Consider the following 19680-nt stretch of genomic DNA (forward strand, 5'->3'; position numbering starts at 1 on the left):
GCTTCGACTCGCTGACCATCGTCGAACTGCGCAACACCCTCACCGCGACCACCGGTCTGCGGCTGCCCGCGACCCTCGTGTACGACCACCCGACCCCGCAGGACCTCGCCGCGCACCTGCTCGCCGAGCTGCTGGGCGGAGCGGAAGACGCTGCCGCACCGGTGGCGTCGGCCGGGACCGCCGTCGACCACGACCACGACCCGATCGTGATCGTGGGCATGGGCTGCCGGTTCCCGGGCGGGGTCACCTCGCCCGAGGACCTGTGGCGGCTGCTGGCGAACGGCGAGGACGCCATCTCGGCCTTCCCTGCCGACCGCGGCTGGGACCTCGACAGCCTCGGCCGGGGCGGCTCCGCCACCCTGGAGGGCGGCTTCCTGGACGGCGTCGGCCACTTCGACGCCCGCTTCTTCGGCATCTCGCCGCGCGAGGCCCTCGCCATGGACCCGCAGCAGCGCCTGCTGCTGGAGACCTCCTGGGAGGCCCTGGAGCGGGCGGGCATCGCGCCCGACTCGCTGCGCGCCAGCTCCACCGGGGTGTTCATCGGCACCAACGGCCAGGACTACACCTCCGTCCTGCGCCGCGGCACCGCCGACGTCCAGGGCCATGTCGCCACCGGCAACACCGCCAGCGTGATGTCGGGCCGCCTCTCCTACACCCTGGGCCTGGAGGGCCCGGCCGTCACCGTCGACACCGCCTGCTCCTCCTCGCTCGTCGCCCTCCACCTCGGCGTCCGCGCGCTGCGCGGCGGCGAGTGTTCCCTCGTCCTCGCCGGCGGCGTGTCGGTGATGTCGAGCCCCGACTCGTTCATCGAGTTCTCCGCGCAGGGCGGACTGGCCCCCGACGGCCGCTGCAAGGCCTTCGCCGAAGCGGCCGACGGCACCTCCTGGTCGGAGGGCGCGGGCGTCCTCGTCCTGGAACGCCTCTCCGACGCCCGCCGCCACGGCCACCCCGTGCTCGCCGTGCTGCGCGGCGCCGCCGTCAACCAGGACGGCGCCAGCAACGGACTGACCGCACCCAACGGGCGCGCCCAGCAGCGGGTCATCCGCCAGGCCCTGGTCGACGCGGGCCTCACGCCCGCCGAGGTCGACGCCGTCGAGGCACACGGCACCGGCACCCCGCTCGGTGACCCGATCGAGGCCGGCGCCCTGATGGCCGCGTACGGAAAGGACCGGGAACGGCCGCTGCTCCTCGGCGCCGTCAAGTCCAACCTGGGCCACACCCAGGCCGCCGCCGGCATGGCCGGCGTCATGAAGATGGTCCTGGCCATGCGGCATGGCGTCCTGCCGCGCACCCTGCACGTGGACTCCCCGTCCACGCACGTGGAGTGGACGGACGAGGCGGTCACCCTGGTCCGCGAGGAGCAGGCCTGGCCCGCGACCGGGCGCCCGCGCCGGGCGGGTGTCTCCGCCTTCGGCGTCAGCGGCACCAACGCGCACGTGATCGTGGAGCAGGCGCCGCCCGCGCCCGCCCCGGACGCGCCCTCCGTGGCGCTGTCTGTGGCACCGTGGGTGGTGTCCGCCAAGTCCGAGGCCGCGCTGGACGCGCAGCTCGCGCAGCTGGCCGCCATGACAGAGGCGTCCCCGGTGGACGTCGGCTTCTCGCTCGCCGCCGGACGTACGCATCTTGCGCACCGGGCCGTGCTCGTCGCGGGTACCGAGGTCGCCCGCGGCACGGCCGCCGAGCGGTCCCTCGCGGTCCTCTTCTCCGGCCAGGGCTCCCAGCGCCTGGGCATGGGCCGCGAACTGTACGAGCGCTTCCTGGTGTTCGCCGAGGCCTTCGACGCCGCGTGCGCCGGACTGGACCGCGAACTGGACCGCCCGCTCCGCGAGGTGGTCTGGGGGACGGACGCCGCCCTGGCCGACCGTACGCAGTACGCGCAGGCCGGACTGTTCGCGGTCGAGGTCGCGCTGTACCGGCTGGCCGAATCGCTCGGCGTACAGCCGGAGTTCGTGGCCGGCCACTCGGTCGGTGAGGTTTCGGCCGCGCACGTCGCGGGCGTCCTCACGCTCGCCGACGCCTGCACCCTGGTCGCGGCCCGCGGCCGGCTGATGGAGGCCCTGCCCGAGGGCGGCGCCATGGCCGCGCTCCAGGCGACCGAGGACGAGGTCCGGCCGCTGCTCGGTGCGGACGTGTCCCTCGCGGCCGTGAACGGACCGGCCTCGGTGGTCGTCTCCGGTGCGGCCGACGCCGTGGAGGCCGTACGCGCCGAGTTCGCGGCGATGGGGCGCAGGACGACCCGGCTGCGGGTCTCGCACGCCTTCCACTCGCCGCTCATGGAGCCGATGCTGGACGCCTTCCGGAAGGTCGTCTCCGGGCTGTCCTTCGCCGCGCCGCTGCTGCCGCTCGTCTCGAACGTGACGGGTGGGCTTGCGACGGCGGAGCTGGTGTGCGACCCGGAGTACTGGGTCCGGCACGTCCGCGAGACCGTCCGCTTCGCCGACGGCGTCCGCGCCCTCGGAGAGGCGGGGGCGACCGCCTTCCTGGAAGTGGGCCCGGACGGTGTCCTGGCCGCCCTCGCCGAGCAGAACCTGACGGGCGGGGACCTGGTGGTCACCCCGGCCCTGCGTGGGGACCGGTCCGAGGAGTCCGCGCTCGTCACCGGGCTGGCCCGGCTGCACGTGGCCGGCGTACGGGTCGACTGGACCCGCCTGTACGAGGGCACCGGCGCCCGGCGCACCGGCCTGCCCACCTACCCCTTCCAGCGCGAGCCGTACTGGCCCGAGCCCGCGGCCCTTCCGGTCCGCGGCGGTACGCAGGAACAGAACGCGTACGACGCCGCCTTCTGGGCGGCGGTGGAACGGCAGGACCTGCCCGAACTGTCCGCCACCCTCGGCCTGTCCGAGGACGAGGCGGCGCTGTCGGCGCTCGTGCCGGCCCTGTCCGCATGGCGTCGCGGCCGTGACGAGAGCGCGGTGGTGGACGGCTGGCGCTACCGGGTGACCTGGAAGCCGATCGACGCCGCCCCGGCCGACGCCCTCACGGGCAGCTGGCTGGCGCTCGTCCCGGAGAGCCGTGCGGACGACGCATGGGCGGCCGGGATCGTGGACGCCCTCGGACCGGACGCGGTACGCGTCCTGGTCGACCCTGCCGACGCCGAAGGCCTCATCGCGCGGCTGGCCGGGCTCGACCGGCGGTTCGACGGCGTTCTGTCCCTGCTGCCCGCCGTGGCCACGCTGCCCGACGCCTGGTCGGCCGCCCTCACGGCGGCCGGTGTCGAGGCGCCGGTGTGGTGGGTCACCCGGGGGGCGGTGGCCGTGGGCCGCGCCGATGCGCCCGCCGATCCGGCGCAGGCCGCCGTCTGGGGCCTGGTCCGGGTTGCGGCCCTCGAAGACCCCGCCCGCTGGGGCGGACTGCTCGATGTGACCGAGGTGCCCGACGCGCGCACGGCCGCCCGGCTGCGCTCGCTGCTCGCCGCCGGTTCCGGCGGTGAGGACCAGCTGGCACTGCGCCCGTCCGGTGCTTATGCCCGCCGCCTCGTGCGGTCGTCGGCCGCCGACCCGGCGGCCGGGTCCTGGACCCCGTCCGGGACCGTGCTGGTCATCGGTGAGGCCGCGGAGTTCGGCGGACACACCGCCGACTGGCTGGCCCGGCAGGGCGCGGCTCACGCGCTGCTCGTCGGCACCCGCGAGCCGGACGCGGCGCTGAGCACCGAACTCGGATCCCGGCTGGCCGGGCACGGGGCCACCCTCACGGTGGCCACCGCCGCCCCGGACGACCGGACCGCGCTGACCGCGGCCCTGTCCGCGATCCCCTCCGACCGGCCGCTGACCGCGGTGATCCACACCGGGTACGGCGCCGAACCGACCGGGCCGACCGAACCGACCGGACCGGACCTGGTCCGGGCCGGCGTGGAGACCCTGGAAAAGGCCCTCGAAGACGTCCTCGGGGACCGGGAACTGGACGCCTTCGTCCTGTTCACCTCGATCGCCGGCGTCTGGGGCGTACGCGGCCAAGGCCGGGGAGCCGCGGCGAGCGCCTGGCTCGACGCCTTCGCCGAACGCCGCCGTGCCGCCGGTGCCGCCGCCCTCGCCGTGGCCTGGGGAGCCTGGACCGGGCTCACCGACGACTCCATGGACCGGCACCTGCGGCTCAGCGGGCTGCCCGCCATGGACCCCGAGCGGGCCCTGGCCGCCATGCGCCGGGCCACCGGCGACGGTACGGCCGCCGTGGTCGTCGCGGACGTGGAGTGGGAACGCTTCGCGCCCGCCTTCGGGCAGGCCCGGCCGAGCAGGCTGTTCGCCGAACTGCCGGAGGTCCGCGCCGCGCTGGCACCCGCCGAAGGACGGGCCGGGACCCCTGGGGACACGGCGACCGGTACCGGTGTTGCGGCAGCGCTGCGCGCCGAACTGCTGGCCCGGCCCGAGGGCACCGAGCGCGACGAGGTGCTGCTGGCCCTGGTACGCCGCGAAGTGGCCGCCGTACTCGGCTACCAGGACGCGGAGGCCATCCCGGCCGGGCAGGCCTTCAAGGACCTCGGCTTCGACTCGCTCACCGCCGTCGACCTGCGCAACCAGCTGGCCAAGGCCACCGGCCTGACCCTGCCGGCCACGCTCGCCTTCGACCACCCGACTCCGACGGCCCTCGCCGCGCAGCTGCGCGCGGAACTGCTGGAGGAGGGGGACGAGGAGGCCGCATCGGCCGCCACGACCGGCACGACGGCCGTCGGCGCGACCGCCGGCACCGCCGACACCGCCGAGGACCCGATCGTCATCGTCGGCATGAGCTGCCGCTACCCCGGCGGCGTGCAGTCCCCCGAGGACCTGTGGGAGCTGCTGCGCGCCGAGGTCGACGCCATCGGGACCTTCCCCGCCGACCGCGGCTGGGACCTGGACCGGCTCGCCCACGGTGACGCCGACAGCCGTGGCCGCAGCGTCACCCAGAACGGCGGCTTCCTCTACGACGTCGCCGACTTCGACGCCGCCTTCTTCGGCATCTCACCGCGCGAGGCGATGATCGTCGACCCGCAGCAGCGGATCGTGCTGGAGGCGGCCTGGGAGGCCCTGGAGCGGGCCGGCGTGGACCCGCACACCCTGCGCGGCGGCGACACCGGCGTGTTCATCGGCGGTGGCAGCGGCGACTACCGGCCCGCCATCGGGCAGCTCGGCCATGTCGAGACCGCCCAGTCCGCCAGCCTGCTGTCCGGCCGGCTGTCGTACACCCTGGGCCTGGAAGGGCCCTCGGTGACCGTGGACACCGCCTGCTCCTCCTCGCTGGTCGCGCTGCACCTGGCCGCGCAGGCCCTGCGGGCGGGTGAGTGCTCCATGGCCCTCGCCGGCGGTGTGACCGTCATGTCCAGCCCCGTCGGATTCGTCGAATTCGGCGAGATGGGCGCCCTGTCACCGGACGGCCGCTGCCGGGCCTTCGCCGACTCGGCGAACGGCACCGGCTGGTCGGAGGGCGTCGGCGTACTCGTCGTCGAACGCCTCTCCGACGCCCGCCGCCACGGCCACGACGTCCTGGCCGTCCTCCGCGGCTCCGCCGTCAACCAGGACGGCGCGAGCAACGGCCTCACCGCCCCGAACGGCCCGTCCCAGCGGCGCGTCATCCGGCGCGCCCTGGCCAACGCCAAGCTCACCGCCGCCGAAGTGGACGCCGTCGAGGCGCACGGCACCGGCACCAAGCTGGGCGACCCGATCGAGGCGCAGGCGCTGCTGGCCACCTACGGCCGGGGCCGGGACGCAGGGCAGCCGCTGCTCCTCGGCGCGGTCAAGTCCAACATCGGGCACACGCAGGCCGCCGCGGGCGTCGCCGGAGTGATCAAGATGATCATGGCGATGCGGTACGGCGTCCTGCCGAAGACCCTCCACCTGGACGCGCCCTCCTCGCACGTCGACTGGACGGCCGGCGCGGTGGAGCTCCTCACCGAGGAGACCTCCTGGCCGCACACCGGCCGCCCGCGCCGCGCCGGTATCTCCTCATTCGGTGCCAGCGGCACCAACGCCCACGTCATCCTGGAACAGGCAACCGACCCCATGCAGGACGAACCCCTCACCGAGGCACGACAGGTGCCGGAACCGGCCGTCACCACCGGTACGACGGGCGGAGCTGCCGTACGCATCCCCGTGCCCGTCTCGGCCACCACCCCCGACGCCCTCCGGGCCCAGGCCGCCCGCCTGCACGCCCACGTCACCGAGCGGCCCGCCCTCTCGGCCGCCGACCTCGGCTACTCCCTGGCGACCACCCGGTCCGCCTTCGACCACCGGGCCGCCGTCCTCGCCGGTGACCGCGAGGAACTCCTCGCCGGTCTCGCGGCCCTCGCGGACGGCCGCACCGGGCCGCACGTACTGCGCGGCGAGGCCACCGCCCGCAGCCGCAAGACCGCCTTCCTGTTCTCCGGCCAGGGCGCCCAGCGAGCGGGCGCGGGCCGCGAACTCCACGCCCGGCAGCCCGTGTTCGCACGCGCCCTGGACGAGGTGACCGCCCGGTTCGACCTGGAGCTGGACCGGCCGCTGCGCGAGCTGCTGTTCGCCGAGGAGGGCACCCCGGAGGCCGCCCTGCTCGACCACACCGGCTACACCCAGCCGGCCCTGTTCGCGATCGAGGTGGCCCTCTACCGGCTCGTCGAATCCTGGGGCCTGCGCCCCGACTTCGTCGCCGGGCACTCCATCGGCGAGATCGCCGCCGCCCACGTGGCGGGTGTGTTCTCCCTCGATGACGCGTGCACCCTGGTGGCCGCCCGGGCCCGGCTGATGGCCGCACTGCCCGAGGGCGGTGCGATGGCCGCCCTCCAGGCGACCGAGGACGAGGTGCGCGAACGCCTCGCCGAGGCCGGAGCCGGGACTGAAGGGGTGTCGGTGGCGGCGGTGAACGGCCCCCGGGCCCTCGTCGTCGCGGGCGACGAGGCCGCCGTGGACCGGATCGCCCGGGCCTTCGCGGACGCCGGCCGCAAAACTAGGCGTTTGCGGGTCAGCCATGCATTTCACTCCGTGCACATGGACGCCATGCTCGACGACTTCGCACGAGTGGCCCGGGGCATCACCTACACCGCCCCGAGCCTGCCCCTCGTGTCGAACCTGACCGGGGAACCGGCGGACGCCGAGCTGGTCTGCACCCCCGACTACTGGGTGCGGCACGTCCGGGAGACCGTCCGGTTCGGCGACGGGCTGCGCGCCCTCGCCGCCCGTGGCGTCACCCGCTTCCTCGAACTCGGCCCGGACGCCACCCTGTCCGCCCTGGCCCAGGACACCGACGGCGCGCCGGGCGCCGCCCCCGTGACCGCCGTACCGGCCCTGCGCAAGGGGCGCCCCGAACAGGACACCCTCCTCGCCGCCGTCGCCCGGCTGCACGTCGAAGGCTGCGCGCCCCACTGGCCGTCCGTCTTCACCGGCACCGGAGCCCGCCGGGTGCCGCTGCCGACGTACGCCTTCCAGCGGGCGCGGTACTGGGCCCACACGAGCCCGACCGCGGCCACCGTGGCCACCTCGGTGGCCGCCACGGCCACCGGAACGGACGACGCCTTCTGGACCGCCGTACGCTCCGAAACCCTCGACTCGCTCGCCGGGACCCTCGACGTCGACAGCGACGCACTGTCCAAGGTGCTGCCCGCCCTGGACGACTGGCGACGCCGCCGCGCCGAGGAGAGCACCGTCGACGGCTGGCGGCAGCACATCACCTGGCAGCCGCTCGCCGGCACCCCGAGCCGTACCGCCCCGCTCGCCGGGACCTGGCTCGCCGTCCTCCCCGCCGCGTACGCCGCCGACCCCTGGACGACCTCCGTCATCGGCCACCTCGGCCCGGACACCGTCCGCTTCGAGATCGCCGTGGACGCCGACGCGGACCGGGAACGGATGGCGAAGCGGCTGCGCGAACTGGCCGCCACCTCGGGCGCAGAGTTCACCGGCATCGTCTCTCTCCTCGCCCTCGAGGAGACCGGCGAGGTCCCGCAGGGCGTGGCGCTGACCGCCACCCTCCTCCAGGCACTCGGCGACGCCGGCCTGACCGCACCCCTGTGGTGCGTCACCCGGGGCGCGGTCGCCGTGACCCCCGGCGAGCCCGTACCGGGCCTGGCCCAGGCCGCCGTCTGGGGTCTCGGCCGGGTCGCCGCCCTCGAGTACCCGCAGCGCTGGGGCGGCCTGATCGACCTCCCGGCCGACCTCCAAGCCGGCCTCCACGCCGACCCCGCGGCCCTCGACCGGCTCACCGCCTTCCTCGCCGCACCCGACGGGGAGGACCAGGTCGCCATCCGGCCCGGCACGCTCCACGGCCGCCGGCTGAGCCCGCTGACGGCTCGCCGCACGCCCGCCCCGGTGCCCACCCGCACCTGGGACCCGGAAGGCACCGTCCTGATCACCGGCGGCACCGGGGCCCTGGGCGTGCACGTCGCCCGCCGGCTCGCCGCCGCCGGAGCCCGCCACCTGGTCCTGCTCAGCCGCAGCGGCCCGGACGCCCCCGGCGCCACCGCCCTGCGCGCCGAACTGGCCGAAGCGGGCGCCGAGGTCACCCTCACCGCCTGCGACGCCGCCGACCGCGAGGCACTGACCGCCGTCCTCGCCGCCATCCCGGACCGGGCGCCGCTGACCGCCGTCGTCCACGCCGCCGGCGTACTCGACGACGCGGTCATCGACAGCCTCACCCCGGACCGGTTCACCGCCGTCTTCCGCGCCAAGGTCACCTCCGCGCTGCTCCTCGACGAGCTCACCCGGGACCTGGACCTGGCGGTGTTCGCCCTCTTCTCCTCCGCCTCCGCCGCCGTCGGCAACCCCGGCCAGGGCAACTACGCGGCGGCCAACGCCGTCCTCGACGCCCTCGCCGAGCAGCGCCGCTCCCGCGGCCTCGCCGCCACCTCCGTCGCCTGGGGCGCCTGGGGCGGAGCGGGCATGGCGGCTGCCGACCGGGCCGCCGGAGCCGCCCACCGGGCAGGCATCCGGCCCCTGGACCCGGACCTGGCCGTCACGGTGCTGCGCCGCGCCGTGATGGAGCCCGAGCCGACCACCGTCATCTCCGACGTCGACCCCGGACGGTTCGTCCGCGCCTTCACGGCCGTACGCCCGAGCAGGCTGATCGCCGGCCTGCCCGTGCCCGAGGCCACGGCCGCGGCAGGCCCGGAGGCAGCACCGGCGGTGCCGGAGCAGCGCGCCGAACTGGCCGCCCTGCCCGAGGCCCGGCGCAGGGCCGCGGTACTCCAGCTCGTACGCACCCGGGCCGCCGAGGTCCTCGGCCTCACCGGAGCCGAAGCCGTCGGCTCCGAGAAGGCCTTCCGCGACCTGGGCTTCGACTCCCTCGGCGCCGTGGAACTGCGCAACCAGCTCACCGCCGCCACCGGCCTGGAGCTGTCCGCCACCCTCGTCTTCGACCACCCCACCCCGGCCGAGCTCGCCGAGCACATCGCCCGGCAGCTGGACCCGGCGGCCTCCGACGACAGCGCCGAACCGGAGGACGTGGACCAGGCACGGCTCCAGGCCCTGCTGGCCTCCGTGTCCGTGGCCCAGCTGCGCCGCATCGGCGTCCTGGAGCCGCTGCTGAAACTGGCCGCCGAACACGGCCGGAGCGACGAGCCCGCCGACGGGGCGGCCGAGGCACCCGCCTACGCCGACTCCATCGACGCGATGGACCTGGACGCTCTGGTCCACGCGGCCCTGAACACGAACACGACCCCGAACACCAACACGACCCCGAACACCACCACATCCGAACCGATCCAGCGCGACGAGCCGCAGGACCGACGGAGCTGACGGAGCAGAACATGGCCACGCCCACGCCCCACGACAAGGTCGTCGAAGCGCTCCGGTCCTCGATGAAGGAGACCGAGCGGCTGCGGCGCCAGAACCTGAACCTGGTCGCCGCAGCCACCGAACCCATCGCCATCGTGGCGATGAGCTGCCGCTACCCGGGCGGGGTCCACTCGCCCGAGGACCTGTGGGACCTCGTCGCGGCCGGAACCGACGCCATGTCGGACTTCCCGGCCGACCGGGGCTGGGACCTCGACGCCCTGCGCGGCGCCGGAGTCGACGCGCGCGGGCACAGCGTGAGCCGGGGCGGCGGATTCCTCGACGACGTGGCCGGCTTCGACGCGGACTTCTTCGGCATCTCGCCGCGCGAAGCCGTGTCGATGGACCCGCAGCAGCGGCTGCTGCTGGAGACCTCCTGGGAGGCCTTCGAGCGGGCCGGGACCGATCCGTCCCGGCTGCGCGGCAGCCGGACCGGCGTCTTCATGGGCACCAATGGCCAGGACTACGCCTATCTCCTCGTCCGGTCCCTCGATGACGCCACCGGGGACATCGGCACCGGCATCGCCGCCAGTGCCGTCTCCGGCCGGCTCGCCTACCAGCTGGGCCTGGAAGGCCCGGCGGTGACCGTGGACACCGCCTGCTCCTCGTCCCTCGTCGCCCTGCACTGGGCCGTCCAGTCCCTCCGGGCGGGCGAATGCTCGCTCGCCCTGGCCGGCGGCGTGAACATCATGTCCACGCCCGGCTCCCTGATGGAGTTCAGCCGGCAGGGCGGGCTGGCGGGCGACGGCCGTTGCAAGGCGTTCGCGGACGCCGCCGACGGCACCGGCTGGTCGGAGGGTGTGGGCGTACTCGTCCTGGAGCGCCTGTCGGACGCCGTACGCAACGGACGGCGCGTCCTCGGCGTGGTCCGCGGCTCGGCCGTGAACCAGGACGGTGCGTCCAACGGCTTCACCGCGCCGAACGGTCCGTCGCAGCAGCGGGTGATCCGGCAGGCGTTGTCGGCTGCCGGTCTGTCGGCGGCGGACGTGGACGTGGTGGAGGGGCACGGTACGGGTACGCCGCTGGGCGACCCGATCGAGGCGCAGGCGCTGCTGGCCACGTACGGCCGGGAGCGGGGGGTGGACGGCCGGCCACCGCTGTGGCTGGGTTCGGTGAAGTCGAACATCGGGCACACGCAGGCGGCTGCCGGTGTGGCTGGTGTGATCAAGATGGTCATGGCGATGCGGGCGGGCGTGCTGCCGCGCACCCTGCACGTGGACGCGCCGTCCCGGCACGTCGACTGGTCGGCGGGCGGCGTACGGCTGCTCACGGAGGCCGCGGAGTGGCCGGCCGGTGACCGCCCGCGCCGGGCGGGCGTGTCCTCGTTCGGCATCAGCGGGACGAACGCGCACGTGGTGCTGGAGGAAGGCCCGGCGGAGCCGGCCGCCGCTCCCTCGGAGGCGGCGGTGCTCGCCCCGTGGGTGGTGTCGGGCAAGTCCTCGGCCGCGCTGGACGCGCAGCTGGAACGGCTGACCGGGGTCACGGGGTCCTCCGGACTCGATGTGGGCTCCTCGCTGGCGTCCTCGCGGGCGCGCTTCGCGCACCGGGCGGTGCTGGTGGACGGTGCGGAGATCGCGCGTGGTGTGGCGGGTGATCGGTCCCTTGCGGTGTTGTTCTCGGGGCAGGGGTCGCAGCGGCTGGGGATGGGGCGGGAGTTGTATGCGCGGTTCCCGGTGTTTGCGGAGGCCTTCGACGCGGTGTGCGCGGGGCTGGATCTGCCGGTGCGTGAGGTGGTTTGGGGTGAGGACGAGGAGGCGCTGAACGGTACGGCGTACGCTCAGGCGGGTCTGTTTGCCGTGGAAGTGGCTCTGTTCCGGCTGGTGGAGTCGCTGGGTGCGCGGCCGGATTTTGTGGCCGGTCATTCGGTGGGTGAGATCGCGGCTGCTCATGTGGCGGGTGTGCTGTCGTTGGCAGATGCGTGTGCGTTGGTCGCGGCGCGTGGCCGGCTGATGCAGGCGCTGCCCGAGGGCGGTGCGATGGTGGCGGTGGAGGCTTCCGAGGAGGAAGTACGGCCGTTGCTGGGCGAGTTGGTGTCGATCGCGGCGGTCAACGGCCCGTCGGCTGTCGTGGTCTCTGGCGCCGAGGCCGGTGTGGAGGCCGTGCGGGCTCATTTCGAAGGCTCGGGCCGCAGGACCACCCGGCTGCGGGTCTCGCACGCGTTCCACTCCCCGCTGATGGACCCGATGCTGGACGAGTTCCGTGCAGTGGTGTCGGGGCTGTCGTTCTCGGCGCCTGAGATTCCGCTGGCCACTGATGCCGAGCTGGTGTGCGACCCGGAATACTGGGTGCGGCATGTCCGGGAGACCGTACGGTTCGCCGATGCGGTGCGTGTTCTGGCCGGCCAGGGTGTGGACACGTTCCTGGAGCTGGGTCCGGACGGAAGCCTGTGCGCGCTGGCCCAGTTGAGCGTGGATGCCGTGGCCGCTCCGGTGCTGCGCAAGGGCCGGTCCGAGGAGCGCACCCTCGTCGACGGACTGGCGAAGCTGTACTGCGCGGGTGTGGTGGTCGATTGGGCGAGCTGGTACGACGGTACGGGCGCCCGCCGTATCGACCTGCCGACGTACGCCTTCCAGCACGAGCGGTACTGGCCGGCACTCACCCCGGATGCCGGCGATGTCACGGCGGCCGGACTGATCGCCGACGCACACCCCATGCTCGGGGCGGTCCTCCCGCTCGCCCAGTCGGAAGGCGTGGTCTTCACCAGCCGCCTCTCGATCCACGCGCAGCCTTGGCTGGCAGGGCAGACGACACCGGCGACCGGCCTGCTGGAACTGGCGCTCCGCGTCGGCGACCACGTCGGCTGCGACCGCGTCGAGCGCCTCGTGCACACCGCCCCCCTGTCCCTGCCCGTGGACGGCAGCGTCATGCTCCAGGTCCGGGTGGGGGAGCCCGATCAGGCGGGTGCACGTACGGTCGCCTTCTTCTCGCGGGCGAACGACGGGGTGTGGACGGAGCACGCGACCGGCGTACTCGCTCCCGCCACCGGCCGGCCGGTCACGGACGTGACCGGCGCCGAGGCGGAGTTCGCGTTGTCGGGCGAGGTGGCGCGGGAGGCTGACCGGTTCGGTCTGCACCCGGCGCTGCTGGCCGAGGTGGTGCGGAATGTGGCGGGGGACCGGGAGTGGGTGCCGGTGTCCTGGCGTGGGGTTTCGCTGCATGCGGCGGGTGCGTCGGTGGTGCGGGCGCGGATCGGCCGTACGGCGGAGGACTCGGTTTCGCTCGCGCTGGTGGATGCCGAGGGCGGGCTGGTGCTGTCGGTGGAGGAGCTCGTTCTGGGGGCTCCGGTGGTGCCGGTGGAGGCGGTGCCGGGGCGGGACGGGCTGCTGGGTCTGGAGTGGGTGCCGGCCGATGTGTCGGCGGCGTCTGCTGTCGACGACGCGGCACTGACGGTTCTGCGTGTCGAGGGCGGCGAGACGGCCGAGGCGGTGCACGCAGCCTGTGCCCGCGTGCTGGGTGCGCTGCAGGAGTGGCTGGCGGAGGAGCGGCCGGCGGATGCCCGCCTGGTGGTCGTGGTGCGGGGGGACCTGGCCGGTGCCGCTGTCTCGGGTCTGGTGAGGGCGGCGGAGTCGGAGAACCCGGGCCGGTTCCTGCTGGTGGACGCCGAAGACGGTGATGAGCTGCCGGTCGCGGAGGTGCTTGCGGCGGGTGAGTCGCAGGTTCTGGTCCGCGATGGTGTGGTGTACGTGGCTCGGCTGGCCCGGTTGGGTTCCTCGCTCGGTGTGGTGGCGTCCCCGTTGGGGGATGGCACGGTTCTGGTGACCGGCGGTACGGGTGGTCTGGGCCGTGAAGTGGCCCGGCATCTGGTGGTCACCCATGGTGTGCGGAGTCTGTTGCTGGTGTCGCGTCGGGGGCTGGATGCTCCGGGTGCGGTGGAGCTGCGGGACGAGCTGGTCGCCAAGGGTGCTGCTGTATCCGTCGTCGCGTGTGATGTGGTGGACCGGGAGGCGCTGGCGGAGGTGTTGGCCGGCGTTGAGCTGTCGGCGGTGATTCACACCGCTGGTGTGCTCGATGACGGTGTGGTGACCTCGCTGACGCCGGAGCGGCTGTCGAAGGTGCTGCGTCCGAAGGTGGATGCGGCATGGAACCTGCACCAGCTGACGCGGGACCTCGATCTGTCGGCGTTCGTGATGTTCTCGTCGGTCTCTGGTGTGATGGGTTCGGCGGGTCAGGGCAACTACGCTGCCGCCAACGTCTTCCTGGACGCCCTCGCCACGCATCGCCGTGGGCTCGGTCTGCCGGGGCAGTCCCTCGCCTGGGGGGCCTGGGCGCCCACGGGCGGTATGACCGCGACCCTGTCCGAGGCCGACCAGCAGCGGATCGCGTCCTCCGGTGCTCCGCTGCTCTCCGTCGAGCAGGGTCTGGCCCTCCTCGACGCGGCGATGGCCACCGACATTCCCTTCCTCGTCCCCCTCGGCCGACTCGCGAGCGAACGGCGCCCGGGCATCGACGTGCCCCCGCTGTTCCGCGGGCTGTTCAAGGGCGTGCGCCGGATGGCCGTGTCGACGACTGCCGGTGCCCTCGGGCTGCGGCTCGGCGGCCTGGCCGAGGAGGAACGGCTCCGGCACGTGCTGGACCTCGTACGGACCGAGGCCGCCGGGGTACTCGGGCACGCGTCGGCCACGGCGGTCGACCCGGAGCGGGAGTTCAAGGACCTGGGTGTCGACTCCCTCAGCGCACTCGAACTCCGCAACCGGCTGGGCCATGTCACCGGCCTGCGCCTGCCCGCCACCCTCGTCTTCGACTACCCCACTCCGGCCGTGCTCGCCGCCCACCTCCTGGCCGAACTGCTCGAGGAGCACCAGGTCGTGGACACGGACGGGCCGGCGGTGTCCGCAGCCGACGACCCGATCGCGATCGTCGGCATGGCGTGCCGGATGCCCGGCGGCGTGGACACGCCGGAGGCATTGTTCGCGATGCTTCTGGAGGGCCGGGAAGGGATGGCGGACTTCCCCACCGACCGCGGCTGGGACCTGGCCGCTCTCTTCGGTGACAGCGCCCCCGGCAATCGGGGAGCCAGCGCGACCCGGCGCGGCGGATTCCTCGCCGCGCTCGGCGACTTCGACGCCGGATTCTTCGGGATCTCGCCGCGCGAGGCCCTTGCCATGGACCCGCAGCAGCGGCTGCTGCTGGAGACCTCCTGGGAGGCCTTCGAGCGGGCCGGAATCGATGCCTCCCGGCTGCGCGGCAGCCGGACCGGTGTGTTCGTGGGCACCACCGGGCAGGACTACGCCTCGCTCGTCATGAACTCGCGCGAGGACGTGGAGGGCCACGCCAGCACGGGTCTGGCGAACAGTGTGATCTCCGGGCGGGTGTCCTACGCCTTCGGGCTGGAAGGCCCGGCCGTGACCGTGGACACCGCCTGCTCCTCCTCCCTCGTGGCCATGCACCTGGCCGCCCAGTCGCTGCGCAGCGGCGAATCCTCGCTCGCCCTAGCCGGCGGCGTCACCGTCCTGTCCACGCCGATGAGCTTCCTCGGCTTCAGCCGGCAGGGCGGGCTGGCGGGGGACGGCCGCTGCAAGGCGTTCGCGGACGCCGCCGACGGCACTGGCTGGTCCGAGGGCGTGGGTGTCCTGGTCCTCGAGCGGCTCTCGGACGCCCGCCGCAACGGGCACGAGGTGCTGGCCGTCGTCCGTGGTTCGGCCGTGAACCAGGACGGCGCGTCCAACGGCCTGACCGCCCCGAACGGTCCGTCGCAGCAGCGCGTGATCCGGCAGGCGCTGTCGGCCGCCGGTCTGTCGGCGGCGGACGTGGACGCGGTCGAGGGCCACGGCACGGGTACGCCGCTGGGCGATCCGATAGAGGCGCAGGCGCTGCTGGCCACGTACGGCCGGGAGCGGGGGGAGGCCGGTCGGCCGCTCCTGCTCGGCTCGGTGAAGTCGAACATCGGGCACACCCAGGCCGCGGCCGGTGTGGCCGGTGTGATCAAGATGGTCATGGCGATGCGGGCGGGCGTCCTGCCGCGCACCCTGCACGTGGACGCGCCGTCGCGGCACGTCGACTGGTCGGCGGGCGCCATCAACCTTCTCACCGAGAACACCGCCTGGCCCGAAGCGGGCCGGCCGTGGCGGGCGGGTGTCTCGTCCTTCGGCCTCAGCGGCACGAACGCGCACCTCGTCCTGGAGCAGGCGGTCGAAGCACCGGGCGAACTCTCGGATGCGACGACCCTGGCGCCCTGGGTGGTGTCGGGCAGGTCGGAAGCCGCGCTCGACGCGCAGCTGGAGAGGCTGGCGGGGGTCACGGGGTCCGGGCTGGATGTCGGCTTCTCGCTGGCGGCTTCGCGGGCGCGGTTCGCGCACCGCGCGGTGCTGGTGGACGGTGCCGAGATGGCCCGCGGGGTGGCGCGCGAGCGGTCGCTCGCGGTGCTGTTCTCGGGCCAGGGGTCGCAGCGGCTGGGGATGGGCCGGGAGTTGTACGCGCGCTTCCCGGTGTTCGCGGAGGCGTTCGATGCCGTCTGTGCTGAGCTGGACGTACCGGTCCGGGATGTGGTGTGGGGCGAGGACGAAGAGGCGCTGAACCGGACCGAATACGCGCAGACCGCGCTGTTCGCGGTCGAGGTCGCGCTGTTCCGGCTCGTGGAGTCGCTGGGTGTGCGCCCGCAGTTCGTGGCCGGGCATTCGGTGGGCGAGATAGCGGCTGCTCATGTGGCGGGGGTGCTGTCGCTGACGGACGCGTGTGCGCTGGTCGCGGCCCGAGGCCGGCTGATGCAGGCGCTGCCCGAAGGCGGTGCCATGCTCGCGGTCCAGGCCACGGAGGAGGAAGTGCGTCCGCTGCTGGGCGAGTTCGTCTCCATCGCCGCCATCAACGGCCCGTCCTCCCTGGTCGTCTCCGGCACCGAGGACACCGTCGAGAAGATCGACGTGCACTTCCGCGGCATGGGTCGCAAGACCACCCGGCTGCGGGTCTCGCGCGCCTTCCACTCCCCGCTGATGGACCCGATGCTGGACGAGTTCCGTGCGGTGGTCTCGCAGCTGTCGTTCTCGGCCCCCCGGACCGCCCTGGCCACGGATGCCGAGCTGGTGTGCGACCCCGAGTACTGGGTGCGGCACGTCCGGGAGACCGTACGGTTCGCCGACGACGTACGCGCCCTGCGCGCGGCCGGTGCCACCGCCTTCGCAGAGCTCGGCCCGGACGGCGTCCTGACCGCCCTCGCCCAGGAGGTCCTGGGTGGCGAGGACCCGGCGGACATCGTGTGCGCCCCGGTGCTGCGCAAGGGCCGCGAGGAGGAGAACGCGCTCGTCGAAGGGCTGGCGCGGCTCTTCTGCGCGGGTGTGGCGGTGGACTGGACGCGCCTGTACGACGGTACCGGCGCCCGGCGGGTGGACCTGCCGACGTACGCCTTCCAGCGCGAGCGGTACTGGCCCGTCCCGGCCGTCCGTACGGGCGATGTGGCGGGCGCCGGCCTCGCGCCGACCGGGCACGCCCTCCTGGGCGCCGCGGTGACCCCCGCCGACTCCGGCGGCAGCGTGCTGCTCACCGGCCGGCTGTCCGCGGCGGCGTTGCCGTGGCTCGAGGACCACCTCGTCGACGGGGTGGCCGTCCTCCCGAGCGAGGGCCTCCTGGAGATGGTGCTGCGAGCCGGGGAACAGGCCGGCTGCGAGCACGTCGCGGAACTCACCCTCACCGACCAGCCGCTCGTCCTGCCCGCGACGGGCGCCGTGATCGTCCAGGTGACGGTCTCTGCTCCCGACGAGACCGGGGCTCGTACGGTCGGCTGTTACGCACGCCCCGAGGAGACGCCCGACGGGCCGTGGGCCTGCCACGCCGCGGGACGGCTGACGCCTGCGACGGCTGACGTGAACCTTGGCGACGGCGGTGTGATGGTCGACGCGTCCCTGCCGGGCCGCGCGGACGACGCGGGGCTCTACGGTCTGCATCCGGCGTTGCTGGCCGACGTGGTACGGGCGGTCGCGGGGGAGCGGGATCTGGTGCCGGTGACCTGGCGCGGGGTCTCGCTGCATGCAGCGGGCGCGTCGGTGGTACGGGCGCGCATCGTGCAGACGGGCGAGGACCTGCTGTCCGTCGAGCTGGTCGACGCCGAGGGCGGGCCAGTGCTCTCGGTCGCGGAGCTGGTACTCGGGGCTCCTGCCGTGCCTGTGGGCGCGGTGCCGGGCCGGGACGGGCTGCTGGGCCTGGAGTGGATTCCGGCGGACGTGTCGGGAGCCTCTGGCGCCGATGACGCGGCGCTCACGGTCCTCCCGGTCGAGGGTGGTGTGTCGCCCGAGGCCGTGCACGCAGCGTGTGTTGGTGTGCTGGCCGCGGTGCAGGAGTTGCTGGAGGGGCCCGAGGGCTCGCGTCTCGTTGTCCTGACGCGGGGTGCGGTGTCGGGTGCCGACCTGGCGAGTGCCGCAGTGTGGGGTCTGGTGCGGGCGGCGGAGTCGGAGAACCCGGGCCGCTTCCTGCTCGTGGACATCGAAGGCGATGGCGAGCTGCCGGTCGCGGAGGTCCTTGCGGCGGGTGAGTCGCAGGTTCTGGTCCGCGACGGAGCAGTGCACCTGCCGCGGCTGGCGCGGCTGAACTCCTCGCTCGGTGTGGTGGAATCCCCGCTGCGGGACGGGACCGTGCTGGTGACGGGTGGTACGGGTGGTCTGGGTCGTGAGGTGGCCAGGCATCTGGTGACCACCCAGGGAGTTCGGAGTCTTCTGCTGGTATCGCGTCGGGGGCTGGATGCTCCCGGTGCGGTGGAGCTGCGGGACGAGCTGGCAGCTGCCGGTGCGGACGTCGCTGTCGTCGCGTGTGATGTGGCGGACCGGGCTGCGCTGGCGGGTCTGTTGGCCGGGGTCGAGCTGTCTGCGGTGATTCACACCGCGGGTGTGCTGGATGACGGCGTGGTGACCTCCCTGTCGGCCGAGCGGCTGTCGAAGGTGCTGCGTCCGAAGGTGGATGCGGCCTGGAACCTCCACGAGCTGACCCGCGAGATGGACCTGTCGGCGTTCGTGCTGTTCTCTTCGATCTCGGGTGTGATGGGTTCGGCGGGTCAGGGCAACTACGCCGCCGCGAACGTCTTCCTCGACGCTCTGGCCATACACCGCCAGGGCCAGGGCCTTCCGGCCCAGTCCCTCGCCTGGGGCGCTTGGGCCCCCACGGGCGGTATGACCGCGACCCTGTCCGAAGCGGACCGCCAGCGGATCGCCGCCTCCGGAGTCCCGCCGCTCTCCGTAGAGCAAGGTCTCGCCCTCCTCGACGCGGCCATGGCCACCGACATCCCGTACCTCGTCGCCCTCGGCCGGATGTCCCGCACGGGCGCACCCCAGATGCGCGGTGCAGTGCCCCCGCTGCTGCGCGGGCTCGTCAAGAGCGCCAAGCGGCAGGCCGCCGCCGGCGGCGGCCCTGCGGCCGGCACCCAGGACATGCTCGCCGCCCGGCTCCGCGAGCTGCGCGAAGGGGATCGGCTGCGGCACGTACGGGAACTCGTACAGGCAGAGGCAGCGGCCGTGCTCCGGCACGCATCGGCGCAGGCCGTCGACGCCGGGCTGGACTTCAAGGACCTCGGTGTCGACTCCCTCACCGCGCTGGAACTGCGCAACGGGCTCACGTCCGTCACCGGACTGCGGCTGCCCGCCACCCTCGTCTTCGACTACCCGACGCCGAACGCCCTGGCCGAGCACCTGCTGGCCACGTTGCTCCACGAACACCGGGACAGCCGGGACGGGCAGTCCGCCCTCCTTGCCGAACTCGACCGGCTGGACGCCGCGTTGACGGCGTCGGAGCCCGACGAGCACACCCGTATGGCGGTGTCCCAGCGGCTGCGCCACCTCCTGGAGAAGTGGCGCGCCGACGACGAGGGCGGGGAGTCCGCCGATGTCGTGGAGCGGATCGAATCCGCGACCGCAGACGAAGTCCTCGCGTTCATCGACAACGAGCTCGGCCGCCTGAGCGACCGCTGATCCGGCCGTCTGTCGTCATTCACCTGTTCTCTCACGCTGTAGGAAGGCTCCACCCCCATGTCGAACGACGGCAAGCTCGTTGACTACCT

Annotated in this window: 2 protein-coding genes (1 of these 2 running past the window's edge); both read left to right on the forward strand. The window is 73.9% G+C overall.

Annotated features, from left to right (window positions below):
• Nucleotides 1–9671: the end of a type I polyketide synthase gene (locus ABT123_RS21550; RefSeq protein ID WP_351316989.1), read on the forward strand. It extends 18970 nt beyond the left edge of the window; 9671 of the gene's 28641 nt are visible here — the last part of the coding sequence; its start codon lies beyond the left edge, outside the window; its stop codon occupies nucleotides 9669–9671.
• 11 nt (nucleotides 9672–9682) lie between these two features.
• The gene (locus tag ABT123_RS21555; protein ID WP_351316992.1) at nucleotides 9683–19591 is read left to right on the forward strand and encodes an SDR family NAD(P)-dependent oxidoreductase; all 9909 of its coding nucleotides are present in this window, start codon (nucleotides 9683–9685) and stop codon (nucleotides 19589–19591) included.
• Nucleotides 19592–19680 lie beyond the last annotated feature (89 nt).

Origin of the sequence: Streptomyces sp. NPDC002054, from assembly GCF_040296685.1 — a bacterium.
Lineage (GTDB): Bacteria > Actinomycetota > Actinomycetes > Streptomycetales > Streptomycetaceae > Streptomyces.